This window comes from Sphingomonas sp. 22R3R2A-7 (genome assembly GCF_036856055.1).
Taxonomy (GTDB): Bacteria; Pseudomonadota; Alphaproteobacteria; order Sphingomonadales; family Sphingomonadaceae; genus Sphingomonas.
The window spans coordinates 1,635,940-1,659,031 of record NZ_JASPFR010000001.1 but is presented as its reverse complement, the minus strand read 5'-3'; the positions used below and the strand labels follow the sequence as shown (position 1 = coordinate 1,659,031).

Sequence of the window (23,092 nt, the reverse complement as noted above, 5' to 3'; positions counted from 1 at the left end):
TTAGATGCCATTCGAAAGATTGGTGTCGGGGTCGTTGGTGCGCATGTCGTCGGCCTGATTCTGGCCGGTTGCGCGCACGGCGTCGGCCTTGTTCTCGAGCGTGGCTTCCGCTGCGGCGTTGCCCGTATCGTCGGCCGCGTCTTCGAGGTTGTCGGCGACGGCTTCGGTGTTCGACTCGATCTGATCAGCCGCCTGCTCGCGCGGGCTGGAGTTGCAGGCTGCGAGCGAGAGCAGGCCGGTAGCGACGGCGACAGCGAAAACTTTCTTCATGATCAACCCTTTTTGTGGTGGCACAGGGATACACGACGGCCGCCGGATTTCAACGCCTATCCGCCTGGTCGGGTATCGCTGTTCCCGCCTAGTTGGCCGCGATATCCTGCCCGAGCCACGCGGTGCGAAACGCGATCTGGCGGGCGGTCGGCGTTATGCCCGCGGTTTCGTAGCGGACCACCTCGACGGTGGGATTGGCGACGAAGGTCAGCGTGGCGCGGCGTTCGAGGCCGCGCTGGCGGTAGACGATGTCGGCGGTCTGGCCGGGTTTGTAGCGCGACAGCGCCGCGGCCGTCTCCGCATCGCTGGTGATCGACGTCCCGCCCAGGCTGACGATCTGGTCGCCATTGTCGAGGCCGGCGCGATAGAGTGGCGTACCGGGTGCGGGCGCGCCATCGATGCGGACCTCGCTGCCGGTCGCCTTGAGGCGGACGTTGCCGAACCACGCGGCGGCCGGGCTGGCGGGACGCAGCTTCAGACCCGCCTGGTCGAGCAAAGGGGCATAATCGGGGAGCGCGCTGGCATCGATCGAGGTCCTGAAAAAGGCGTCGGCGAAGGCGGGGTCCTTCGTCACCGCGCCCAGCGCGCGCGACAGGTCGGCACGCGTATAGGGGCGCTCGGGCTTGCCGAAGGTCTGCCACAAATGCCGCATGAAGGTGTCGAGCGTGATGTCCGGGTAGCGCTGACGCAGCGTCAGGTCGAGCGCGAGCGCGAGGCCGGCGCCATAGGTGTAATAGGACACGAAGATGTTGGGGTTGGTCGCGTCGATCGCCTTTGCCGCGTCGACGAACGGCGCGCGCAGGCTCATCTCCTGCGGGCCGCCATAGGTGCGGGCGGTGCCGGTGGTCAGCGCGTTGACGGTCGCGCCGACCCCGCGCAGATACGCGTCGATCGCCGATTCGCCCGCGCGGCGGATCATCAGCGGCCCGTAATATTGCGTGAACCCTTCGGCGAGCCACAGCGACGGGGTCGGGTTGGCGCGGGTGAAGTCGAACGGTTCGAGCTCGGCGGGGCGGATCCGCTCGACATTCCAGCTGTGGAAGAATTCGTGGCTGAGCGTGTCGATCTGCGAAAACTTCGCCGCCTTGAACGAGCGCGGCTGCGAGATGATCGTCGAGTTGCGATGTTCCATGCCGTCGCCGCTGATCTGCGGCATGTAATCGGCGATGAAGGTGTAGGTGCCGAAGTCGTAGGCGGGGTGTTCGCCCCACAGCGCGATCTGCTGTGCGACGACCTTCCTGGCGCTGGCGGCGAAGCGATCGAGATCGGCGGGCGTGCCGTCGTGATGGACCGCGAGGCGGATCGTGGCGCGCGTCGGCCCTTCGCCGACCTGCCATTCGCGCAGGTCGAAATCGGACAGCTCGGTCGGGCTGTCCATGAAATACTGGAAGTCGGGCGCGGCGAAGGTGTAGCGGTCGCCGGTCGGCTGAAGCTGCGTCGCGACCTTCCACTTGGTGTCGAAGGGCACGAACCGCACGCGAATCGGGCGCTTTTCCTGTCCGGCCGCCCACAGGAAGGTCGCCGGCATGTTGAGATGCGCGTGCGTCGCATCGATCTGCGCATAGGTACCGTCGCCGTGATCGCCGAACAGCGTGTAGGTCACCGTCACCGTGCCGTCGTGCCCGGCGACCGTCCAGCCATAAGGGTCGGTCCGCGTCACCGCGAGCGCGCGACCGCGGCCATCCCTGGCGGAGAGCGCATAGACGTTCTTGGCGAATTCGTGGATCGCGTAGCGGCCGGGTGACGACCGCGACATCTGGACGCGCAACGGGGCAGGGCCAAGATCGCGCCAGGTCGCGGTGACCTGCGCCTCGTGATGGACCGCATTGGGGAAGCTGATCTCATACTGCGTCGCCGCCGGGGCCTTGGTCTGTGCGATCGCGGGGGGCGCGAACGGCAGCAGCATGGCGGTAAACGTCGCGAAAACGGTCTTCATGGCTGGTCCCCCGGATAATCTCCCGGGTAGCTAGGATCGGACGGCATTCATCTTGTCAACGTGCCCGCAGGGGACGACGCCGGAGGAAGACTGATCTTTACAAATATTACGTCGGCATGAGACGGGAATAAGAGCGTCCGGAGTCGAGCGTGCGCGTTCATGCCGGGACACGGGGGGTGATTGAAGGAGGCGCGACGCTGGTCTTCCTGCGCTACCGTCCGTGCAGGAATGACCGACCGTCGGGAGCCGCGCAGGTCGACAAGCCATTCTAATGACGAGATTTGGGCCAGTGACGCCGCGGCGTGACGCTGTATGGTCCGGCTTCGTTTGCGGGGGGATGCGCATGGTTTCGGTGTCTAGGCGTACCGTGCTGGCGGTTCCGTGCCTCGGAGCGGTCGCGGTGACCGCGACGCGCGCAAGGTCGGCGCAGTTGCCGGCACCGCTCGACGCGATGCCGGCGTGGCTGGAGCTGGCGTCGGTGCCTGGCGCAAGCTGGGCGGTTCTGCATGCGTCGGGCACCATCGCAAGCGGCGCGGTCGGCTATGCCAGGGCGAATGACGTGCTGGCGACGCCCGACACGCTGTTCGAAGCGGCGTCGCTCTCCAAGGTCGTCATCGCGGTCGCCGTTCATGACATGGTGCGCGCTGGTCTGATCGATCTCGACAGGCCAGTGGCCGACCATGTCGCGTTCACCGACGATCCCCGCACGCGCACCATCACGCCGCGGCACCTGCTTTCGCATTCCAGCGGTCTGCCCAACTGGCGGGACGCGGCGGGCGAAGCGCTGACGAGCGCGTTCACCCCCGGCACCAGATTCCGCTATTCGGGCGAAGGCTTCGTGCTGCTCGGTCGACTGATCGAAGCGGTGACCGGTGAGACGGCCGCGCGGGTTGTCGCAGCGCGGGTCCTGCGGCCGGCGGGGATGCGCCGGAGCAGCTATGGCTGGGCGCACGGCACCGAGCCGCTGGTCGCGTGGGCGCATGATGGCGCCGGTGCGCTGCTCGCGGACAAGGGGCCTGCAGAATTCGCAGCGCGTCGCGACGCCGGGCCATCGACACCCGTCGACCGCTGGACGCAGGTCGAGCGGGAGCGCGCGGCCGTGTCGCGCGGGAGGCCGGCGATGCCGATGTTCACGATCCCCAACATGGCGGCCGGGCTGTGGACGACGGCCGCCGATTTCGCCCGGTGTCTGGCGTATGCGCAGCGCTACGCGATGCTTTCGACCCCGACGACGCGCGTCAAGGGGACGCTCGACTGGGGGCTCGGGTGGGGGCTGGAGCGCGGTGCGGACCGACGTTTCGCCTGGCACTGGGGCGCGAACGACGGCGTCGCCAACCTGTTTGTCGTCGATCTGGCATCGAACATGGCGGTCGTAATTCTCACGAACGGCGATTCCGGGCGCAAGGTCTATGAGCGTGTCGCCCGTGCGATCTTCGCCCGGGAGTTCGATGCGTTTGCCTGGCTGAAGTGATGGATGTTCGCGGCGGTGGTTCGGCCTGCGCTCCGTCCCCGGTTAACGGACCGAGCCGGGTCGCCGGGCGCGGCCGATGGGTCGGATGAACGATCGGCGAAAGTCGGCAAGGCGGTCCGAACGTCTGCAACCGGCGCTCGCCAGCGGCAGGACTGCGGCAGGCGTGCTCGTGTCGAACGCAGCGGGCGCGGCGATCGTACACCAGACCCGTTCCCACTTCGTTCCGTGTTTGCTATCGGTGGAGGATGACCGCCGTCGCCCGCACGTTCGTCCCCGTCGACATGGACGCCTGTTCCGCCTTCGTGGAAACGGGCATCCGGCTGGTCGGCGCTGCCGTTTCAAGCCTTGCCGCGCCGCCGTCAGCCATGCCGGGCCGGCGCCCGATCGTCGCGGCGACGATGGCGTGACCCTGGACCTGTTCGACGCGCCGGTGCTGCCCGGGCTCAGTACGCGCGGCGACCTGGTCGATGCGGGCGAGGAGCACGCGTTGATCGAGCGCATCGATGCGACCGATCTCACGCCCTTCCGCTTCCAGGGCTGGACCGGCAAGCGCCTCACGACCTCCTTCGGGTGGAGCTATGACTTCGAGGTCGGCCGGCCGGCAGAGGCACCCCCATCCCCGGGTGGCTGCTGCCGTTCCGCGACCGGGCGGCGGGCTTTGCAGATCTCGATCCGGAGGAGCTGATCCAGGCGCTGCTCATCCGGTACGATCCGGGCGCAGGGATCGGATGGCATCGCGACCGCCCGATCTATGGTCACGTCCTCGGCATATCGCTCGGCGCGCCCGCCGAGATGCGGTTTCGACGTCGACGCAGCGATGGGTTCGACAGGGCGTCGGTCCCGCTCGATCCGCGCGCCGCCTACCAGCTGAGCGGACCCGCCCGTCACGACTGGGAGCACAGCATCGTCGCGATGGAGCGGCCGCGCTGGTCGATCACGTTCCGCAGCCTTGCAGGTCGACCATGATGGCCCTTGACCCCGTTCAGCTGCCTCAATCGCCCGCACCGGATGCCGCCGTACCCGACTTCGTGGTCGTCGACGTGGAAACGGCGTGCTCGCGCGTCAGCAGTATCTGCCAGATCGGTATCGTCGGCTTCAGGGACGGCGTCGAGCTGTTCGCGTACGAGACGCTGGTCGACCCGCTCGACCATTTTTCGTCGTTCAACACGCGCATCCATGGGATCACCGGCGATCATGTCGTTGGCGCGCCGAATTTCGGCGACGTCCATGCCGTCATCGACGGCCATCTCGCGGGCCGGATCACCGTCGCGCACTCCTTCTTCGACAAGGGCGCGCTTGGCGCGGCGTGTGCGATCCATGGGCAGGCCGCCATCGAGACGACGTGGCTCGACAGCGTGCGCGTCGCGAAACGCGCGTGGCCCGAGCTGCCCAGTCACCGGCTGAACGTGCTGACACAATTCCTTGGGGTTCGGCACAAGCACCATGATGCGCTGAGCGACGCGCGTGCCGCCGGCATGGTGATCGTGCGTGCGATCGAGCACACCGGTATCGGGCTCGCCGGCTGGCTGTCGTCGACGAGCGGACGCCGCGGTGTCGCGTTGAAGGCCGCCGCGACGGGGCCAATGAAGGGTCAGCGCGTGGCCATTCTCGGCGGCGCGCGCGATGGCACGCTCGCGCGGCATCTGGCGGCCGCCGGTGCGCGCGTCATGGCCTCGGTCGGGTCCACGACGACGATGCTCGTCATCAGTGATGACCAGCCCTTCGGCCGCTTCGTCACCGCGCATGCGGACTACCGCCGGGTGGAGGAGCTTCGGCGAGGCAAGGCGACGATCGAGATCGTCACAGAACCGGAACTTCGTCATCGCCTCGCGCTGCCGCTGACGTGACGGAATTTCGGGCTTTCAATCGCGTCTTTCGGAACGTTGGCATCGGCGATGCGCTCGGACGCCGGAGCCCATGACCGTGCCGAGCCTGCGGCACGGTCGCATTCCCGACCCGAAAGACCCGTCATGATCGCCGTTTTCGGATTGCCCGACCCGTACATCCTCATCCTGACCGGATTTGGCCTGCTCACCGCGCTGGTCGTCTGGCTGCCGCTGGCGCTCCGCAAGCTGCCCTTGTCGTTGCCCATCGTGTGCATCGGGCTCGGCGCCGCGCTGTTCTCGCTGCCGCAGGTGACGCTGAGGCCGCTACCGATTCTGTACCCCGAGATCACCGAGCGCTTTACCGAGTTCGTCGTCATCATCGCGTTGATGGGCGCCGGCCTGAAGATCGACCGGGTGTTTCATTGGCGCGAGTGGGTGGTCACGTGGCGCCTCCTTGCGATCACGATGCCGCTCGGCATTCTCGCCATCGCCGCGGTGACGGCGTGGGGGATGGGATTGCCATGGGCGATCGCGCTGCTGCTTGCGGCGAGCCTGGCACCGACGGATCCCGTTCTCGCCTCCGATATCCAGGTCGGGCCACCCAAGAGCGACGACGAAGACGAGGTGCGCTTCGGACTGACGTCGGAAGCAGGGCTCAACGACGGCTTCGCGTTTCCGTTCGTCCATCTCGCGATCATGGCGGCAGCCGCTGCCGGCACGCAGGGACCATGGCTGGGTGAGTGGCTGAGCTACCGCGTGCTGTGGGAAATCGGCGCGGGCGTCGGCGCCGGCTGGCTGATCGGTCGCGCCTTTGGCTGGCTGACCTTCCATGTTCCGGCGCAGACCAAACTGGCGCAGACCGGCGACGGGCTGATTGCCTTGGCTGCGACGTGCATCTCCTATGGCGTGACCGAGATCATCCACTGCTACGGGTTTCTTGCCGTGTTCGTCACGGCGCTGACGTTTCGCGGGACGCATCGGACTCACGATTTCCATCACGACATGCACGATGTCACCGAGCAGATCGAACGACTGGCGATGATGGTGTTGCTTCTGCTGTTCGGCGGTGCGCTGGTCAGCGGCCTGCTGGCATCGGTCTCGCTAACGGACGTGCTGGTCGCGCTGGTCATCCTGCTGGTGATCCGCCCGGTCACCGGGCTGATCGGGCTGTGGGGTCACCGGGCTGATCGGTCGGAGAAACTGACGCTGGCGTTTTTCGGCATACGCGGCGTCGGGTCGATCTATTATCTGGCCTATGGCCTCAACCATATCCACGTGACGGGCGCCGAACGGCTCTGGGGACTGGTCGGGCTGGTCGTGTTGTTCTCGATCGTGCTGCACGGGCTCACCGTGACGCCGATCATGCGTCTACTCGACCGCAGCCATGGGCGAGACCCGGACAAGGATGAGCGGCCTGCCGAGGGCAGCTGATGCCTTCGCGTCCAGACACGTGTGACGCTTGACAGCGGGTGCCGGGACAAGGACGATGATAGAATGCTGGCCCTGCTGCTTCTCGTCGCACAAGTTACTGCCGCGCCGCCATCGCCGGATATTGTCGTGGTGGGCAAACGAGCAGAGCGAGAGCTGGCCGCTTGCATAGCCCGCAACTGTTCGCCTGACGAAGAGATCGAACTTACGCTCCAAACCTCTGTCGAGCAATTTACCGGTGGCCGGTATGATGATGCCCAACGGTCTCTCCAGAAGGCGATCAAGCGCAACGTGGCGTATGCAGAGCGGTTGCCGGGCCCCGTATCAAGTCTTTACGCCACGCTCGCCACCGTTGCCGAGCATCAGGGCAATGACGAGCTGTGGCTGAGGTCGGCCCGCAACAACGTACTGACGCTGCGCCGCTATCTGGGGGAGGCCAATAGCGCGACGTTGGGGCAGGAGATCGACTTTGCCGATACTCTGATCAAGCTGGGCCGGCTTCAACTTGCCGAAGGCATTTATAAAAAGGTCGAGCGCCTGGCCATTGCGCAGGGACAAGGTGAAATCGCCGCGGGGAGCGCTTTTCGGCGGGCGTGGCTGCTCATGGGCTCGGGTCGCTACAAGGACGCCGAGCGCGTCGCGGACGAAGCCGTCGGGCTGGCGGCCAAGAACAAAACGTCGATGACCGACCTGCGCGACATATTGCGCGCCCGGATCGCGTTCCAGCAAGGCAAGCGTGACGGAATCGAGGCGCTTGCCGCGCGACTTCGTCAGAACCCCGAGGGGCCGCCGAAGCTGCTCTATGCGCCACCGATCAATGACATCAACGCGATCCGGACGTTGGTCGAGAAGGATCCCTGGCATGATTCGAAGATCAGATTTGCCGATGTGGGGTATTGGGTTCGGCCTGACGGGAAAACGGCCGGCGTCGAGGTGCTGCGTAATGCCGGGCTCGGACAATGGGCGCCCGGGATCCTGAAACAGATCGGTTCACGCCGCTATATTCCCCTGAGCGGCAGCGACAATGATGCGGGCATGTACCGGATCGACCGGTTCACCGTGCGGGCCACGTTCGAGATACCAACGGGCAGCCGCATACCGCAGCGGATCGGTCCGCTCACGGTCCATGTCGTCGATCTCACCGAAACGGATGCCATGAAAGAGGTGAGCCGCAGACATGCGCGGCAGGCACGTCTGAACGCCGGCAGCTAGCGGTCCAAGGCGCCGACGTTTTAACGGCGGCGCGCTTTGGCGCGATTACACGCACCTCGTGGAGGCGTAGCGTCCGCTAGCAGTAAAGCGCGCGGCGAGACCAGATGCCCGGCTGGTGCGGGGCAGTCCGCCTCGGGCGGACCGTATCCTCCGCCGGTCCGTCGGCCGCGCGGCGGGCGACACGCGATGGCGCTGGTCGATACGACAGCGTGATGATGCGCGACGGTAATCTCGTCGTTAAGGATTTCCCGATAACCGATTGCAATGCGACGAATGATTATACGATTGGGTGATTCACCGCTCGGTCCGATGGCTCTCGGCATTGCCTATTTCGCCTTTGCGGTGGTGTCGCTGCTCGCGACACGCGGGGCGCATGGCATCGCCGCGATCTGGCCGCCGAGCGGGATCCTGCTGGCGACGCTGCTGATCGTCCGCCGGCGATCGGTCTGGCGGTTCGCGATCGCGGCGCTCGCCGCGAGTTTTGCCGCCAATTTCCTCACCGGTGCCGATCTCTACGTCTCCGTGGGATTTACCGCCGCCAACGGCCTCGAGGCGGTCGTCGCCGCGCTGCTGCTGCGGCGGCGGTCGGGACGCCGCGTTTCGTTCGTCGATCCGGCGGGGCTGGCCGCGTTCTTTCTCGCCTCGCTGGTCGCGGCGCTGGTGAGCGCGGGCGTCGCGGCGTGCATCGCACCGCAGGCCGGCCGCGCGTTCATCCTGTCCTGGTTCAGTACCGTATGGCTCGGCATGCTCCTCGTCACGCCGCTGTTGCTCGCGCTGTTCGAGCTGCTGGTGTCGGCACGGCAGGCGGTCGCGCGGCGCGATGTCCTCAACCTCATCGCTATCATCATCTGCACCGCGGTCGCGGCGGGCGCGACCTTCTCGCAAACCCAGTTTCCCATGCTGTTCGTGCCGATGATGGTGATCGTCGTCGCGGTCCTGCGTGGCGGCATGCTCGGCGGGATCATCAGCATGATCGTCGTCGCGGCGATCGGGTCGCTCGCGCTCGGGTGGGATTCCGGCCCGATCTTTCTGATCCGGGGATCGCATGATTCTGCGCCTGCTGTTCTTCCAGTTCTATCTTCTGTCGCTGTTCGTCTCGGCATTGCCGATGGCGACGCTGCTCGCGGCGCGCGATCGCCTGAGGGTCAATCTGTCCGAGCGTATCCGGCTGCTCGATCAGGCCGAGGCCGCCGCGCATATCGGCCACTGGCGGGTGAATTCGGTCAACCAGACCATTTTCTGGTCGCCGCAGGTCTTCCGCATGCACGGGCTTCCCGAAGATCGGCCACCGTCGCTCGAACAGGCGATCGGCCTGTATCACCCGGATGACCGGGCGGTCGTGTCGCAGGTTGTCGCGGAGGCGCTCTCCAGCGGGCAGCCCTTTGCCTTCGAGGCCCGGATCGTCCGGCCCGATGGCGCGATCCGTCATGTCGCGACACAGGGCGAGCGCGATTATTCGTCGACCGACGACGCGATCGGGCTGTTCGGCCTGATCCGTGACGTGACCGAGCAGATCGAAGCGCGGAAGGTGCTGCAGGATGCGCGCGACGCCGCCAACCGGAGCGCGGAGAGGGCAATGGCGCTGGCCTCGACCGATGCGCTGACCGGGCTGGCGAACCGCCGGCGGATCGTCGAATATCTCGATGCGACGCTGTCGGACGTCGCTGACGGCGATGCCGCGCTGTCGGTCGTGCTGTTCGACATCGACCATTTCAAGGCCGTCAACGACCGGTACGGGCATGATGTCGGCGACGAGGTGCTGAAGCGCGTCGCGGCCTCGGCGATCGAGGGATTGCGGAGCACCGACCTGATCGGCCGTTATGGCGGGGAGGAGTTCGTCATCATCCTGCCGCGGACCGATGCGGACACCGCGTTGCAGATCGCCGAACGCGTGCGGTCCCGGATCGAGGCATCGCGGGGTGGCGCGCAGCCGAAGGTCACCGTCAGCCTGGGCGTCGCGACGACGCAGGGCGACGACACGGGGCATGTCATCCTCAAGCGTGCCGATGTCGCGCTGTATGCGGCGAAAGATGCCGGGCGGAACCGATTGCGCTTGGCGTCATGATGCTGCGGCGTCAGGATAATCTGCGATCAGCCGCGACAGGCGGCGATGCGGCAAAGTCGACTCGACGGGGGAGCCGACGGGGAGGGCGATGTGTCTCTGACGGCAGATCAGATCAGGCTCGTGCGCGAAAGCTATGCGCTGATCAGCCGCGCACCGACGCGCTATTCGGACGCGTTTTACTATCGGCTGCTGCTGGATCATCCGTTCGCGCGCGCGCTTTTCCCCGACGACATGGCGCATCAGATCGCCGTGTTCTCGGAGACGATCGATGTCCTGGTCGAGAATGTCGTCGATCTCGGGCGGCTGCATCCCGCGCTGTCGGCGCTGGCGCTAAGACATGTCCAGTACGGCGTGAAGCCCTATCATTATGCGGTGGTCGGCGCCGTCCTGATCGATACGTTCGCAGACATTCTCGCGGACGGTTTCACGCCCGCAACGCGTCAGGCCTGGGAGGCGGTGTACGCCGAGACGGCGGGGGTGATGATCGCCGACGCCTATCCTGGAACCGCGGGCCTGTTCGACCCCGGGTCCTGACGTCTGAAATCCGCCGGGTTCAGCGTCAGCGTCTGCCCGGGGGACAGCGTCACGCGGTGCTGACGATCGCCGTAGTGCAATGTCCATGTTTCCGAGATCGCCGACTGCATCCGGACGTGCTGCAGGACGCCGGCGTTCCAGGCGAGATCGAGTTCGGCGGCGCCCCGGACGCGAACGCCCTGGATGCTCCCGTCGGGCCAGGCGCCCGGCAATGCGGGGAGCAGATCGATCGTCTGGCCCCGGCTGCGTACCAGCATCTCGGTGATGCCCGCGGTGCCGCCGAAATTGCCGTCGATCTGGAACGGCGGGTGCGGATCGAACATGTTGGGATAGGTGCGCCCCGGGCCGAGCAGATGGCCGAGGATCGCGTGCGCGTGCTCGCCATCGTCGAGCCTCGCCCACAGGTTCAGGCGCCACGCCAGCCCCCAGCCGGTGGCGTTGTCGCTGCGGATGCGGAGCGATCGGCGTGCCGCGTTGGCGAGGGCGGGCGTTTCGTCGAGGCTGATCTGGGCGCTGGGATAGAGCCCGTAGAGGTGGCTGACATGGCGATGCTGGAGGTCGGGCGCGTCGAGGTCCCAGTCCTCGATCCATTCCATCAGCTGCCCCTGCGCGCCGATCCGGTTGGGGACCAGTCGCGCGCGCGCGGCCGCGACCTCCTTGGCGAGCGAAGCGTCCGTGCCGAGGATCGCGGCGGCGGCGGCGACATGGTCGAACAGGTCGCGCAGGATCTGCATGTCCATCGTCGGGCCCGCGCAGATCGAGCTGCGATGCGGGTGCTGGTTCTCGGGCGACAGCGACGGATTGGTGACGAGCCAGTCGGTCCCCGGATAGCGCACCAGCGTGTCGAGGAAGAACAGCGCGGCGTCGCGCAGCAGCGGATAGATACGGCGCAGAAACGCCGGGTCCCGGCCATAGTCCCAGCGGTCCCACAGATGCAGGCACAGCCACGCGCCCCCGGTCGGCCACATGCCCCATTGCGCGCCGTCGATCGGTGCGGTCGCCCGCCACAGATCGGTATTGTGATGCGCCACCCATCCGCGCGCGCCGTACATGACGCGCGCCGTCTCCGCACCGGTGACCGCGAGATCCTCGACCATCCGGATGAGCGGCTCGACGCATTCGGCAAGACCGGTGGGCTCGGCAGGCCAGTAGTTCATCTCGGTGTTGATGTTGATCGTATACTTGCTGTCCCATGGCGGACGATTGCTGTCGTTCCAGATGCCTTGCAGGTTCGCCGGCTGGCTGCCCGCGTGCGACGATGCGATCAGCAGATAGCGGCCGAACTGGTGATACAGCGCCACCAGCGCCGGGTCGGCGGCGAGCGACGGCGCCGACAGCGAGTCGGGCGAGGTCAGCGCGGCGATCCGCACGTCCGTCGGCCGGTCGGCGGCGGCGGTCCGGCCGAGGTCGATCGTCATGCGGCGGAAGAGCCGGCGATGCTCGGTGACGTGCGCCTCGCGCAGCGCGTTCCAGCCTTTGCGCGCCGCACGGTCGATCGCCGCCGCGGTCACGTCCGCGGGCTTGCCCGACACGTCGTCATAGCGGCGATGGCTCGTGTCGAGCGCGACGATGGCGACCATTTCGGTGGCGCCGCGCACGACGAGCGTGTCGCCCTCGACGGCGATCCGCGCGCCCGGTGCGATGATACGCGCGCGGATCGCCAGCGACAGCTTCGCGTCGATCCCCGACGAGGGCTGGTTGTGGCCGAGGAAGACGAGGTCGGCTCCGCGCGCCTCGGTCTTGCCGACCTGCCCCGGCTGCAGGGCCACCGCGACATCGAGCGCACCCGGCCGGTCGACGGTCAGCCGCACGGCGATCACCCCGTCGATCGCGCTCGCGAACACCTCGCGGACATGATGCACGCCCGCGCTCGTGAACGACACGCGCGCGATCGCCGTATCAAGGTCGAGCGCGCGTTCGTAGCGATCGGTCGTCGCGAGCGCGGGCAGCGTGAATGTCAGGTCGCCCGCGGTCTGGTACGGCATCTGCTTGAGCGGGCGCGCCATCATCCGCGCGTTGATCAGCGCCTCCGCCTCCGCATAGCGGCCTTCGAACACCATCCGGCGAATGTCGGCGAGCGCGCCGTGCGCTTCGGGGCTGTTGGGGCGATAGGGGCCGCCGGCGTACAGCGTATCGCAATTGAGCTGGAGCCGTTCGCTGGCCGCGCCGCCGAACACCATGGCGCCGACGCGGCCGTTGCCGATCGGCAGCGCCTCCGTCCAGGCTGCGGCCGGCTGGCGATACCAGAGTCGCCACGGGTGGTCGGCACCGACGCGCGGCTGTCCGATCGCCGCCGCGGGTCCGCTCAACAGGACCGCCGCGCCCGCGGTGCCGGCCTTCATCGCTTGTCGACGCGACAGGGTATCCATGGACGCATTTCCTTTGGCCGCTGCGGATCGGTCGGGGGGAATTGACCCGATCGGGCTTGGGGGGAGGATGGTTGTCCGCTTTTCGCTGCCGGTGCGCAATGTCGGGGATTTGCCGGCCGATCGCGGGATCGAGGTCTGGTGCGCGCAGGTGCGGTCTACGTCGCTCGGACCGGTGACCAAGCAGCGCTATGCAGCATCATGGTCCGCGCAGCGCTGGCGCTGCGCTGCGGACCCGGTCGCCGCGGCGGCTTCGAAGACGGCGGCTCAAGGCTGCCGTCTTCGAAGCCGAAGTGTATCAAATGTAAAGCAGACCGATAGTAAACTCGTGCCTCATTCGCCGGGGGCGTCGCCCTTGCGCTTGCGCGCGACCGACTTGGCGGCATCCGTCTTGCTTCCGACAGTCTCACCGGACTTGCGACCAAGACCGATCTTCATCGCCATCGCCCGACGGCTCTCGGAATAATTGGCCGAGACCATCGGATAGTCGGCCTTGAGGCCGTAGCGCACCCGATATTCTTCGGGCGTCATGCCATGCGTCGACAGATGGCGGCGCAACGTCTTGTACTTCTTTCCATCGATCATGCTGACGATGTAGTCGGGATCGGCAAGCGACTTTCTTGCAGTCACGGCGGGAGAATAGTCGGTCGGCACGTCGGTGGTCGTGCCCGATGCCTGCGCATGGCCAGCAAGCGCCGCGATGGAATTGTGCATCTTGCCGAGAAAAGCGGGCACTTCATCGGCAGACGTACGCGTGTTGGGATTGCTTAACCATGCGATCGTCAATTCGGTCGCAAGTTCTATAGGGTTCAGTTCGATGGTATCTGCAGACATATTGTGCTCCATTCTATTCCTGCGGCGTAGGCCTGAATTCCAGTAGCTACAACCCCGCCTGCAATCGATTGTTGCATCAGGTAGAAAATTATAGGTTAAGTTGTTGTCCAAACGCGTTCACGGCAAATTGTAACGATATGCTGTCGAGCAATAGCGTTCATTCATCGCATAAACCTCCCGGCATGCCTCATCATGGTGCGGCGGCTTGCCGGCATTGTGCGGATTGTCCCGGGCGTCATCGTCGCCTGCCGCCACTGGCGTCGTGCGACCGGCTTTCATCGTTGCCGCGCGGAATTTTGAGGGAAGCAACGCGCGCGTCGGCGCCTGATCTTCGCGTCTTCTCAGCCCATCGCGTATATTGGAACGACCGCGAGGCGAAGATCTCGGCGTTCCATGGGGGAGCATGTCACACCCCGCCTGGTGCAGACGCATCACGCGGGGTGCAAGGCATCCTTGCTGGTCGAAGCTTTTGTGCGGCGGGCGTCGGGGCGTCCGGGGCGGGGCAGGGCGCGCTGCTCGCCATCAAACCCGATCGGGCGATGGGCCCCGATCCGCAGCGCTGGTGCTGGTTTACGCCTGTTTGAGTTTGTGCGCGGCGTGCCCGAGCGCGAGAAACGTTGCCAGGGAAGAGCCAGCCCACCCGACCAGGATCATTGCCATCGATACACCCTCTCATCCGCGGTGCGATCTGCACCGTCGATGGCGTACCGTAAGCCCCAAACTCTTATGGTTAACAAGGCACCGAGACTGACCCAATGCTCAATTAACCGGGGAGTCCGGCGAGATCGCGTAGTGCCGCGCCGCACTGGACCAGCCCCAAGCCTTGCAGGGCAAACCGGAAGGGCTATTTTACCGCGATGGCTGACTTTGACGATTCCGCGGATCCCGAACTCGGTGCAGCGTGCAACCGGCTTGCGGCGTGGGTCGAGCCCTTGCCCGTCGCGGCCGTGATCGACCGGGACACCGGACTGACCGAGCGCGACCTCGCGCTTATCCTGCGCCACCTGCACGCGACCCGGCACCAGCGGCCGGCGGCAGGCGGCGCCGTGGAGGCGGCGGTCGACCGTCCGCAACGCGCGTCGGTGCCGATCACCGCGAAGCACTGACCCCGCTGATCGAACGCGCTGGCTCCCGAACCCGTGGCGGGTGGGGAGCTCCGGTCGCGGCATCATCGTCCGGGTCAAGATCGCCATAATGGTTTGGCCGTAGAACCGGCGGGCTTGTTCATGGCAGGTCAATACTGCGAAGTAGTGTTCAAGTCTTTACGACCATTTGCGTGACCAATGCGGATACGATGCGCTGTCCGGAACAAGTAAAAAGCTGCGCAGGATTAGTGTCGAAGTTAAGCCAGTGTTCAGTAACGTGATCAGTCTTGGCCGATCAACGTTTCACGCAATTGCGTGCCAAACCGAGACACATGGCAAATTGTATGTTTCAGTCATATTCTGTTTATGTTGGATCGTTCAGTCCTTGCGAATGGACAAGGAAGCAGACCCATCGATTCCGGACTGGAAGATTGAAGGAACGCTCGCTGCGGCCGAGCGCGCCGCGATTGTTGCCGCTCTGTCATATTGCGGGAACTCGCGAACGCTGACGGCAAAGCGCCTCCGGTGCGGGCGCGCCACGCTGTACCGAATGGTCGCGGAGTTCGAGATCGAGATGCCGCCGCCGGCGAGTACCCAGTCGGCCCCTCAGCCCGACCAGCACGACCTGTCCCGGATCATCGTTCTCAACGATGGACAATATGTGCTGATCAAGAAGCGCGAGCCGGCCTGAGCGGAGTCATGCCGATGGCTGGGGGTTAGCGGGGCGCAGTGTGCCCGCGGCGCTTGGCGGTGAGCAGTCCCGGCGAATAGTCGGTCGAGGTCATGAATATGCTTTCGACCTTCGCGACGATCTTGCCATCCGCCTCGGAACTGGCGACGACGGCGCGCCATGCGGGATCGGCGCCGAACGCCTTCCAGCTGGCGTCGCGCGACGTGCGATCGGCATAGCTCAGGATGTAGACGAGCCGGCCTTCCGGTGCGGCTTCGGTCGGTTCCTCGTTCCAATAGGCGACGTTGCGCATGCCGTGTTTGGCAAAGAGCGTCATCGTGTGGTCCCTGAAGCGCGCGTTCAGTGCCGCGAGCTTGCCTTTCTCCGGATAATAGATCCGCAGTTCGAACAGCGCGTCCTGGCGAGCGTGCTGCGCCTGTTGCGCGGGGGCCGCGGTGGTCGTCGGGACGAGCGCGAGACCGGCAAGCAGGTAAAGTCGCAGCATCAAACGCTCCTGTTCGGGACGAGGGTGTCGGCCAAGCTACGGGAATCCTGTCGCCGTGCAACCGGCCGATCATCCGCCCCGTGCGCTGCCGTATCGGACGTACGGCACCGGCTGGGCGGCGAGGGTACGGGGATTCCCGCGGCCTGAGATCGCGTCAGCAGTGCCCATGATGCCGATATGAGCCGGGTCGCCAGGCTCGGAAGCAGTGGTGTGCGGTTACCGAACAGTAAGTGCGGCGCGATCTATAGTCATCGGAAGGCAATATATAAGATTATTCCGAATGATTGCTGGACAAAGGCAAATTTCCTTTTCATTGTTTCCGCGCGGCCACATTGACGTAAGATAATTACGCAGGTGGTTGACGTCGATCGTAACAGGAGGGGATTGCATGGCGCTACCGTTCAAAGCCGGATTGCTCGTGACGGCGCTTGCCGTCGCCGTGCCGGCATTCGCGCAACAGGTCACCGACCCGACGCCGGGGTCAGTCCAGCAGGACCCTTCGGTTGCCGGGCAGGATCCGACCCCGCCCTCGGCAGAGGTCGGCCAGAACGACGTGACGACGACCAGCAACGACGACATCGTCGTCACCGGTATCCGCGGTAGCCTGACGTCGTCGGCACGGACGAAGCGCGAAGCCAATCTGATCGTCGACAGCATCTCGGCCGAGGACGTCGGCAAGTTTCCCGATGCGAACATCGCGGAGTCACTCCAGCGCATTACCGGCGTGGCGATCGACCGTTCGGGCGGCGAGGGGCAGTTCATCACGGTCCGCGGGCTTGGCCCGGAGTTCAACACGGTGCTCGTCAACGGTCGCGTGATGGCGACGGACAATCCGGGCCGCGAATTCTCGTTCGACGTGCTGTCGTCCAACATGATCCAGCGGACCGACGTCTATAAGTCGAGCGTGCCCGAACTGCAGGAAGGCGGGATCGGCGCGACGGTCAATATCGTCACGGCAAGGCCGCTCGACGGGCGGAGCGGCTTCCATGTCGCGGCGTCGGCCGGGGCGATCTACGACAAGCTGCGCGACAAGTTCAGCCCGGACCTGTCGGCGGTGACCTCGCTGACCAACGACGCGAAGACGCTCGGCATCGTGCTGTCGGGATCCTATACCAACCGCAAGAGCCAGCTCGACTATACGCAGACCGACGGATGGCTGTTCGGCCCGCAGTCGGTGATCAACGGCAACGCGGACTCGGTCGGGCTGACGCCGGCGGCGATCGTGACGACGCCGGGTTCGGTCAACGTACCGCAGAACCTGGCGTTCGTCCGCCAGAAGGACCGGCGCGAACGCATCAACGTCGCGGGCGCGTTTCAGGCGAAGCTGACCGACACGCTGTTGCTGACCGTCGACGGCATCTATTCGAAGTTCAACGTCTATACGAACCGCAACATCTTCGCGAATTTCTACTCCGCGCCGTATATCGGGCTGACCGTCGACGACACGAATAGCGCGACCGGCTTCAACCGTCCGGGCACGCAGTTCATCGCCAACAATCCACTGCTCGCGTCGCGCGTCTCTCTGTCGCAGAACGACAATATCGTGAATCTCAACGATCGCCTGACGCAGACCTATCAGATCGGCGGGAACCTCAAATGGAACCCGACCGAAGATGCCGAGATCCGGTTCGACGCGTCGACGACACGTGCGAAACAGCGCAACCCGACCAATTTCGTCGTCGTCGGCTCGCTCGCGCAATCCGCACCGCGGTTCGATCTCAATCCCGGCGACGACGTGCCGAGCGCGTCGAACTTCGGCAACATCACCGATCCGTCGCTGATGCGCGCGCATTATACGGGCGCCGAGATGAACACCGTCCGCGACAAGGGGTCGGAATACCATATCGACAGCGACTTCAAGGTGCGGGACAGCGTCCTGCAGGCGGTGAAGATCGGCTTCTCCTATTCGGAGCGCAACAAGCTGCGCCGGTTCCGGAACAATACGGACGGCGGCTGCGCCTATTGCGGCTACGACATTCCGATCGACCCGTCGTTGCTGAGCCCGTTCCAGCTCGACGATTTCCTGTCGGGCGTCTCGGGCAGCCAGAACGCGCCCGCGGGGTTCATCACCTACGACCCCAAGGCGATCATCGCGTTCCTGTCGGACCCGACGAACCTGGCCAGGCCACGTCAGGGCCGCACCGCCGCCGAGCAGGCCGCCGAGGCGGCGCGGCTGCTGGCACTGCCAGGCGGGCCCTACGGCGTGCGCGAGAATCTGGGGTCGCTGTCGAATGTCGATGAGAAGCTGCTCGCCGGCTATATCTCGATGCAGTTCGGCGGCGAGAACTGGAGCGGCAATGCCGGCGTCCGCGTGATCCGCACGCAGACCATGTCGCGCGGGTTCGACCTTCCCGTCATCGGCATCGCGACGACGCCCGGCGACGACACGCTGCAATATACCTTTGGTCCCTCGACGCCGGTGACGGTGCGCAACAGTTACGTCAACGCGCTGCCATCGGCCAACATCCGGTACAATCTGACCGAAAAGCTGCTGGCGCGTGCCGCGTTCTCGCAGATGATCACCCGGCCGACGCTGACCGACCTTGGCGTCGACAACAGCTTTGGCGGTCGCGTCTCCGTCCCGCTCTCCTCGGGCGGCAACCCGTCGCTCGCGCCGTTCAAGTCGAACAATTACGATCTGTCGCTCGAATGGTATTTGTCCGCGGTCAGCTACATCAGCGTGGGCGGGTTCTACAAGGACCTGAGCGACTTCCTCGAGCTGCAGACGCTGCCGGTGCAGCGCTTCGGGCGGACGTTCCAGGATACGCGCACGCGCAACGGCCAGTCGGGCTATATCCGCGGCGTCGAGATCGGCGCGCAATATGCACTCGACTGGCTTCCGGGCTTCGCATCGGGTTTCGGCGTCGCCGGCAACTACACCTATGTCGAGAGCAAGGCCAATCGCGACATCTCGCTCAGCGATTACGACTGCGGCTATAACGGGCTTTCACCGCATTCGGCGAACGGCAGCGTGTTCTACGAGAAATACGGCGTCTCGGCGCGGACCTCGTACAATTGGCGCTCCGATTATCTGCGCGCCTGCCGGTCCGATCAGTCGCGGCCGCGGAACCGGTCGGCCTATGGCCAGCTCGATTTCAACGTGGGCTATGATGTCACGCCCAATTTCCAGGTCTATGTTCAGGGCGTGAACGTCCTCAACCGTCAGAATCCACGAATGGTCGGCGATCGAGGAGCGCTTCCTGCTGCTGCAGGAAACGGGAAGCCGCTACAATTTCGGCATCCGCGCGAAGTTCTGATGGTCTGACGCGGGGCGGCGTCGCGGCGGTCAGGCCGACCGTGACGCCCGACCGCCGGCTTGCCGGGGTCGCGTCATGATCGCAATGATCGCCACATTCGTCGTCGATCCCGGACGAACTGGTCCCCCGCCGGCGGCCTGACCGCGGCGCAACCGCATTGCGTAGTTTCCGAGGGTCTTCGCGCATCCGCTGCGCGCGTATTCCGGTATTTCCTTGCACCGCACGGATGATCGGACAGCATGATGAGCGTAGACGAGCAGGCCCCGGGCAGGGGCGGGCGACATGCCGTCATCCTGTGTCATCCCGATCCGCACAGCTTCAACCATGCCATCGCCGCGCGCTATTGCGACGCGGTGCGCGCCGCCGGGCAGGACGTCGTGCTGCGCGATCTCTATGCGATGCGGTTCGATCCGGTCCTCAAGGCGGACGAGCGGCCGACGCTTGCCGACCCGCGGCGGGCGCCCGAGGTGACCGCCGAGCGCGAGCTGCTGGCCGGGTGCGACCTGTTCGTACTGATCTATCCGATCTGGTTCGGGTCGCCGCCGGCGATGATGAAGGGCTATATCGAACGCGTCTTCGGCGCCGGCGTGACACCCGAAGCCGTGCGGCGGCAGGTGCGCGACCCGCTGCTCGGTCGCAAACGCCTGCTGAGTTTCACGACGGCCGCCTTGTCGAACGTCTGGCTCGAGGAGGAAGGGCAGGAGCAGGGGCTGCGAAGCGTGCTCGACGCGTATCTGGTCCATGCGTTCGGCATGCAGTCGCACGAGCACCGACGCTTCGATCACATCACCCCGGATCTAAGCCGCCACGCCGCCGACGTCTGTCTGCGCGACGTGCAGACGCAGGCGCGGCGCAGCTGCGCGCAGGTCGCGTTCGGCGACGAGGCGCTGATGCACGATCCCGACCTCGTACGGCAGGTGACGCAGTGACGCTGCCCCGGACCGCACCCGTGGTGCCGCGCATGATGATGGCTGCCGTCGTCGAGGCCTTCGGCCAGCCGCTCGTCCTTCGCGAATGCGACACGCCGTCGGCCGGCCCCGGCCAGATCCTCGTCAAAACCGAGGCGTGCGGGGTGTGCCATACCGATCTGCACGCCGCCCGCGGCGACTGGCCGGTCAAGCCGGTCCCGCCGTTCATCCCGGGGCATGAAGGGATCGGCGTCGTCGTTGCGGTCGGTGCGGGCGTCACCATCGTGGCGCTCGGCGACCGGGTCGGCGTGCCGTGGATGTATTCGGCGTGCGGGCACTGCGAATATTGCCTGTCGGCGTGGGAGACCGTCTGCCCCGACATCGCGTTCACCGGCTACACGCGCAACGGTGGCTTTGCCGAGTATATCCTGGCGGACCCGAACTATGTCGCGCGGATTCCCGACGGGCTGTCGGCGATCGACGCCGCGCCGATCATCTGTGCGGGTGTGACGACCTACAAGGGGCTCAAGGAGACCGGCGCGAGGCCCGGCGAATGGGTCGCGATCTCGGGGATCGGCGGGCTCGGGCACCTTGCGGTCCAATATGCCCGCGCGATGGGGCTGCGCGTCTGTGCGGTCGACGTCGATGACGGCAAGCTGGCGCATGCGAGGGCGCTCGGTGCCGAAGCGCTGGTCGATGCGCGGGGGGATGATCCGGTCGGCGCGCTCAAGGCCGTCACCGGCGGGGGCGCGCACGGCGTGCTCATCACCGCGCCGTCGCTCGCCGCGTTCGATCAGGGCGTCGCGATGACGCGGCGGCATGGCACGTGCGTGCTCGTCGGGCTGCCGCCGGGCGACTTTCCGCTGCCGCTGTTCGACGTCGTGGCGGCCTGCATCACGGTCCGCGGGTCGTTCGTCGGCACGCGGAAGGACATGGCCGAAGCGCTCGCCTTTGCCGCTGACGGCAAGGTCAGGGCCGAGATCGAACGCCAGCCGCTGTCGGCGATCAACGCCGTGTTCGACCGGCTCGACCACGGTAACGTCGCCGCGCGCGTCGTCCTCGATTTAGGAAGCCCGAGCTGACCCCGATCATCGTCGTGCCAGGGGACCATCGATGCGTGCGGCCGGGCGGGCGGGGGGGCGGGGTCGTTCGCCATGCGACAACGGAGAATCAACCGGCTAGCATGGCGGCAGGCCTCCCATCCGAACGAAAGCGCGATGCATGCATGACTATCCGGCGGCCGAAAGCCGTGTGACGCTGGCGATGATCCTGAGCGCGGCCGGCGCGGCGCTTGGTGGTCTGTTGTTCGGGTTCGACACGGCGGTCATTTCCGGAACGACGGCCGCGTTGCAGAGCCAATTCGTGCTGAGCGACGGCGCGCTCGGCTTCACGGTCGCATCGGCGCTGATCGGTACGGTGATCGGGTCGCTGTGCGCAGGCGCGCCTGCCGACCGGTTCGGGCGCAAGCCGATGCTGCTGGCGGTGGCGATCGCCTATGTCGTCTCGTCGCTGGGAACCGGGCTGGCGCCGGGCTGGGCTGTGCTGCTGGCGTTCCGCTTTCTCGGCGGTCTGGCGATCGGCGCGGCGTCGGTGGTCACGCCGGTCTATATCGCCGAGGTGTCGCCCGCGCGGTTCCGGGGTCGGCTGGTCGCGCTCAACCAGCTCAACATCGTGCTCGGGATCGTGCTGGCCTTCCTGTCCAACTACATCATCGCCGGGCTGATCCCCGCCGATACCGCGTGGCGGTGGATGTTCGGGATCGTCGCGGTGCCGTCGGTGCTGTTTCTCGCGGTGACGTTCCTGCTGCCCGACAGTCCGCGCTGGCTGGTCGGGAAGCGGCGCGACGAGGAAGCGCGCGCGGTGATGACGCGGCTCGGCTTTGCGAACCCCGCCGGCGAGGTCGCGAAGATGCACGCGGCGGCGACCCGGACCGCCGCGGCGTCGGCGCCACGGCTGTTCCAGCGCGCCTATTCGGTACCCGTGACGTGCGCGATCGCGATCGCGATGTTCAACCAGCTCTCGGGGATCAACGCGCTGCTCTATTATGCGCCGCGGATCTTCGAGCTGGCGGGCGCGGGCGCCGATTCCGCGTTGCTCCAGTCGATCGCGGTTGGTGGGACGAACCTCGTCTTCACGATCCTCGCGCTGTTCCTGATCGACCGGTTCGGCCGCAGGCCGTTGTTGTACATGGGGTCGGTGCTGACCGCCGCGGCGCTGTTCCTCGTCGGCGTGCAACTCGCCGGCGACCGTCCCGACGGGACGCTGGTGCTGATCGGGCTGCTCGGCTTCATCGCCGCCTTCGCGGTGTCGCAGGGCGCGGTGATCTGGGTGTTCATCTCCGAGGTGTTCCCGAGCGCGGTTCGCGGCAAGGGCCAGGCGCTCGGCAGCACGACGCACTGGGTGATGGCGGCGGCGATCACCTGGGCATTCCCCGTCTTCGCCGCGCGTCTTGGCGGTTGGGTGTTCGCGTTTTTCGGCGCGATGATGCTGCTCCAGTTCCTGTGGGTCTGGAAAGTCATGCCCGAGACGAACGGGATCGCGCTCGAGGACATGGATCTGGCGCGGGGGCACTGAGACGGCGGAACGCGGGGCCGGCGCGGCGTGGCGGTTCATATTTGACAAATTGCTTTTCTTATTTGATCCTCGGGTCGCTGCGATGCTCCGCGATCGAGACGGGGCACGCCGCGACGGGAGAGGGGCATCGCCCTCGAAACACGAGAGGCGC

Annotated in this window: 21 protein-coding genes and 1 pseudogene; 17 read left to right on the top strand and 5 right to left on the bottom strand. The window is 66.0% G+C overall.

What is annotated here, in order from left to right:
* Both QP165_RS07900 and QP165_RS07895 read right to left on the bottom strand, forming a co-directional pair.
* Positions 1 to 270 carry a hypothetical protein gene (locus QP165_RS07900; protein WP_333996981.1) on the bottom strand — a complete coding sequence of 90 codons (270 nt, stop codon included), beginning with the start codon at positions 268 to 270 and terminating at the stop codon, positions 1 to 3.
* Between the two features lie 88 nt (positions 271 to 358).
* Positions 359 to 2,206 (bottom strand): M61 family metallopeptidase, encoded by a 1,848-nt coding sequence (locus tag QP165_RS07895; protein WP_333994981.1) that lies wholly within the window; start codon positions 2,204 to 2,206, stop codon positions 359 to 361.
* A gap of 352 nt (positions 2,207 to 2,558) precedes the next feature.
* Here QP165_RS07895 and QP165_RS07890 point away from each other — a divergent pair, with 352 nt between their 5' ends.
* The 10 genes from QP165_RS07890 to QP165_RS07845 all read left to right on the top strand — a co-directional run bounded on the left by QP165_RS07890 (position 2,559) and on the right by QP165_RS07845 (position 10,742).
* Positions 2,559 to 3,677, top strand: coding sequence for a serine hydrolase domain-containing protein (locus tag QP165_RS07890; protein WP_333994980.1), 1,119 nt, complete (start codon positions 2,559 to 2,561; stop codon positions 3,675 to 3,677).
* A 245-nt stretch (positions 3,678 to 3,922) separates the two neighbouring features.
* Positions 3,923 to 4,084 carry a hypothetical protein gene (locus QP165_RS07885; RefSeq protein ID WP_333994979.1) on the top strand — a complete coding sequence of 54 codons (162 nt, stop codon included), beginning with the start codon at positions 3,923 to 3,925 and terminating at the stop codon, positions 4,082 to 4,084.
* Positions 4,081 to 4,362 (top strand): hypothetical protein, encoded by a 282-nt coding sequence (locus QP165_RS07880; protein WP_333994978.1) that lies wholly within the window; start codon positions 4,081 to 4,083, stop codon positions 4,360 to 4,362. The genes QP165_RS07885 and QP165_RS07880 overlap by 4 nt, the downstream gene beginning before the upstream one ends.
* Positions 4,293 to 4,643: an alpha-ketoglutarate-dependent dioxygenase AlkB gene (locus QP165_RS07875; protein ID WP_333996980.1), complete on the top strand. Its 351-nt coding sequence runs from the start codon at positions 4,293 to 4,295 to the stop codon at positions 4,641 to 4,643. Before QP165_RS07880 ends, QP165_RS07875 begins: the two co-directional genes overlap by 70 nt.
* Complete coding sequence (locus QP165_RS07870; protein ID WP_333994976.1) at positions 4,643 to 5,524, top strand: exonuclease domain-containing protein; 882 nt, start codon at positions 4,643 to 4,645, stop codon at positions 5,522 to 5,524. The genes QP165_RS07875 and QP165_RS07870 overlap by 1 nt, the downstream gene beginning before the upstream one ends.
* Positions 5,525 to 5,647: 123 nt before the next feature.
* On the top strand, positions 5,648 to 6,934 hold the full coding sequence (locus tag QP165_RS07865; RefSeq protein WP_333994974.1) for a cation:proton antiporter: 1,287 nt from the start codon (positions 5,648 to 5,650) through the stop codon (positions 6,932 to 6,934).
* Between the two features lie 63 nt (positions 6,935 to 6,997).
* Positions 6,998 to 8,143 carry a hypothetical protein gene (locus QP165_RS07860; protein ID WP_333994973.1) on the top strand — a complete coding sequence of 382 codons (1,146 nt, stop codon included), beginning with the start codon at positions 6,998 to 7,000 and terminating at the stop codon, positions 8,141 to 8,143.
* Positions 8,144 to 8,452: 309 nt separating this feature from the next.
* Positions 8,453 to 9,472, top strand: coding sequence for an MASE1 domain-containing protein (locus tag QP165_RS07855; RefSeq protein WP_333994972.1), 1,020 nt, complete (start codon positions 8,453 to 8,455; stop codon positions 9,470 to 9,472).
* A complete protein-coding gene (locus QP165_RS07850) occupies positions 9,405 to 10,208 on the top strand; it encodes a diguanylate cyclase (RefSeq protein ID WP_333994970.1) in 804 nt (267 codons plus the stop codon). The genes QP165_RS07855 and QP165_RS07850 overlap by 68 nt, the downstream gene beginning before the upstream one ends.
* A gap of 90 nt (positions 10,209 to 10,298) precedes the next feature.
* Entirely contained in the window at positions 10,299 to 10,742 is a 444-nt protein-coding gene (locus QP165_RS07845) for a globin domain-containing protein (protein ID WP_333994968.1), read from the top strand.
* On the opposite strand, the gene QP165_RS07840 is transcribed toward QP165_RS07845, so the two are convergent.
* Positions 10,703 to 13,111 carry a glycoside hydrolase family 95 protein gene (locus QP165_RS07840; protein ID WP_333994967.1) on the bottom strand — a complete coding sequence of 803 codons (2,409 nt, stop codon included), beginning with the start codon at positions 13,109 to 13,111 and terminating at the stop codon, positions 10,703 to 10,705. The genes QP165_RS07845 and QP165_RS07840 overlap by 40 nt on opposite strands.
* A 330-nt stretch (positions 13,112 to 13,441) precedes the next feature.
* Entirely contained in the window at positions 13,442 to 13,942 is a 501-nt protein-coding gene (locus QP165_RS07835) for a MucR family transcriptional regulator (RefSeq protein ID WP_333994965.1), read from the bottom strand.
* An 857-nt stretch (positions 13,943 to 14,799) separates the two neighbouring features.
* On the opposite strand from QP165_RS07835, the gene QP165_RS07830 reads away from it, so the two are divergent.
* The 3 genes and pseudogenes from QP165_RS07830 (at position 14,800) to QP165_RS07825 (ending at position 15,718) form a co-directional block, all read left to right on the top strand.
* A complete protein-coding gene (locus QP165_RS07830) occupies positions 14,800 to 15,048 on the top strand; it encodes a hypothetical protein (RefSeq protein WP_333994963.1) in 249 nt (82 codons plus the stop codon).
* Positions 15,049 to 15,418: 370 nt separating this feature from the next.
* Positions 15,419 to 15,565, top strand: a pseudogene (locus tag QP165_RS19980) (hypothetical protein); the annotation flags it as partial.
* Positions 15,566 to 15,577: 12 nt separating this feature from the next.
* Positions 15,578 to 15,718: a hypothetical protein gene (locus QP165_RS07825; protein WP_333994961.1), complete on the top strand. Its 141-nt coding sequence runs from the start codon at positions 15,578 to 15,580 to the stop codon at positions 15,716 to 15,718.
* Positions 15,719 to 15,743: 25 nt separating this feature from the next.
* On the opposite strand, the gene QP165_RS07820 is transcribed toward QP165_RS07825, so the two are convergent.
* Positions 15,744 to 16,202: an NIPSNAP family protein gene (locus tag QP165_RS07820; RefSeq protein WP_333994960.1), complete on the bottom strand. Its 459-nt coding sequence runs from the start codon at positions 16,200 to 16,202 to the stop codon at positions 15,744 to 15,746.
* A 388-nt stretch (positions 16,203 to 16,590) separates the two neighbouring features.
* Here QP165_RS07820 and QP165_RS07815 point away from each other — a divergent pair, with 388 nt between their 5' ends.
* The 4 genes from QP165_RS07815 (at position 16,591) to QP165_RS07800 (ending at position 22,941) form a co-directional block, all read left to right on the top strand.
* Positions 16,591 to 19,467: a TonB-dependent receptor gene (locus QP165_RS07815; protein WP_333994958.1), complete on the top strand. Its 2,877-nt coding sequence runs from the start codon at positions 16,591 to 16,593 to the stop codon at positions 19,465 to 19,467.
* Between the two features lie 234 nt (positions 19,468 to 19,701).
* Positions 19,702 to 20,388, top strand: coding sequence for an NAD(P)H-dependent oxidoreductase (locus QP165_RS07810; RefSeq protein ID WP_333994956.1), 687 nt, complete (start codon positions 19,702 to 19,704; stop codon positions 20,386 to 20,388).
* A 23-nt stretch (positions 20,389 to 20,411) separates the two neighbouring features.
* A complete protein-coding gene (locus tag QP165_RS07805) occupies positions 20,412 to 21,449 on the top strand; it encodes a zinc-dependent alcohol dehydrogenase (RefSeq protein WP_333996979.1) in 1,038 nt (345 codons plus the stop codon).
* A 139-nt stretch (positions 21,450 to 21,588) separates the two neighbouring features.
* On the top strand, positions 21,589 to 22,941 hold the full coding sequence (locus QP165_RS07800; protein ID WP_333994955.1) for a sugar porter family MFS transporter: 1,353 nt from the start codon (positions 21,589 to 21,591) through the stop codon (positions 22,939 to 22,941).
* Positions 22,942 to 23,092: the final 151 nt, after the last annotated feature.

Excerpts from the sequence above, each read along its gene's own strand:
- QP165_RS07900 (WP_333996981.1), bottom strand. The coding sequence starts at position 270 with ATGAAGAAAGTTTTCGCTGTCGCCGTCGCTACCGGCCTGCTCTCGCTC.
- QP165_RS07895 (WP_333994981.1), bottom strand. The coding sequence starts at position 2,206 with ATGAAGACCGTTTTCGCGACGTTTACCGCCATGCTGCTGCCGTTCGCG.
- QP165_RS07885 (WP_333994979.1), top strand. The coding sequence starts at position 3,923 with ATGACCGCCGTCGCCCGCACGTTCGTCCCCGTCGACATGGACGCCTGT.
- QP165_RS07870 (WP_333994976.1), top strand. The coding sequence starts at position 4,643 with ATGGCCCTTGACCCCGTTCAGCTGCCTCAATCGCCCGCACCGGATGCC.
- QP165_RS07865 (WP_333994974.1), top strand. The coding sequence starts at position 5,648 with ATGATCGCCGTTTTCGGATTGCCCGACCCGTACATCCTCATCCTGACC.
- QP165_RS07860 (WP_333994973.1), top strand. The coding sequence starts at position 6,998 with ATGCTGGCCCTGCTGCTTCTCGTCGCACAAGTTACTGCCGCGCCGCCA.
- QP165_RS07855 (WP_333994972.1), top strand. The coding sequence starts at position 8,453 with ATGGCTCTCGGCATTGCCTATTTCGCCTTTGCGGTGGTGTCGCTGCTC.
- QP165_RS07850 (WP_333994970.1), top strand. The coding sequence starts at position 9,405 with ATGCACGGGCTTCCCGAAGATCGGCCACCGTCGCTCGAACAGGCGATC.
- QP165_RS07840 (WP_333994967.1), bottom strand. The coding sequence starts at position 13,111 with ATGGATACCCTGTCGCGTCGACAAGCGATGAAGGCCGGCACCGCGGGC.
- QP165_RS07835 (WP_333994965.1), bottom strand. The coding sequence starts at position 13,942 with ATGTCTGCAGATACCATCGAACTGAACCCTATAGAACTTGCGACCGAA.
- QP165_RS07830 (WP_333994963.1), top strand. The coding sequence starts at position 14,800 with ATGGCTGACTTTGACGATTCCGCGGATCCCGAACTCGGTGCAGCGTGC.
- QP165_RS07825 (WP_333994961.1), top strand. The coding sequence starts at position 15,578 with ATGGTCGCGGAGTTCGAGATCGAGATGCCGCCGCCGGCGAGTACCCAG.
- QP165_RS07820 (WP_333994960.1), bottom strand. The coding sequence starts at position 16,202 with ATGCTGCGACTTTACCTGCTTGCCGGTCTCGCGCTCGTCCCGACGACC.
- QP165_RS07815 (WP_333994958.1), top strand. The coding sequence starts at position 16,591 with ATGGCGCTACCGTTCAAAGCCGGATTGCTCGTGACGGCGCTTGCCGTC.
- QP165_RS07810 (WP_333994956.1), top strand. The coding sequence starts at position 19,702 with ATGAGCGTAGACGAGCAGGCCCCGGGCAGGGGCGGGCGACATGCCGTC.
- QP165_RS07800 (WP_333994955.1), top strand. The coding sequence starts at position 21,589 with ATGCATGACTATCCGGCGGCCGAAAGCCGTGTGACGCTGGCGATGATC.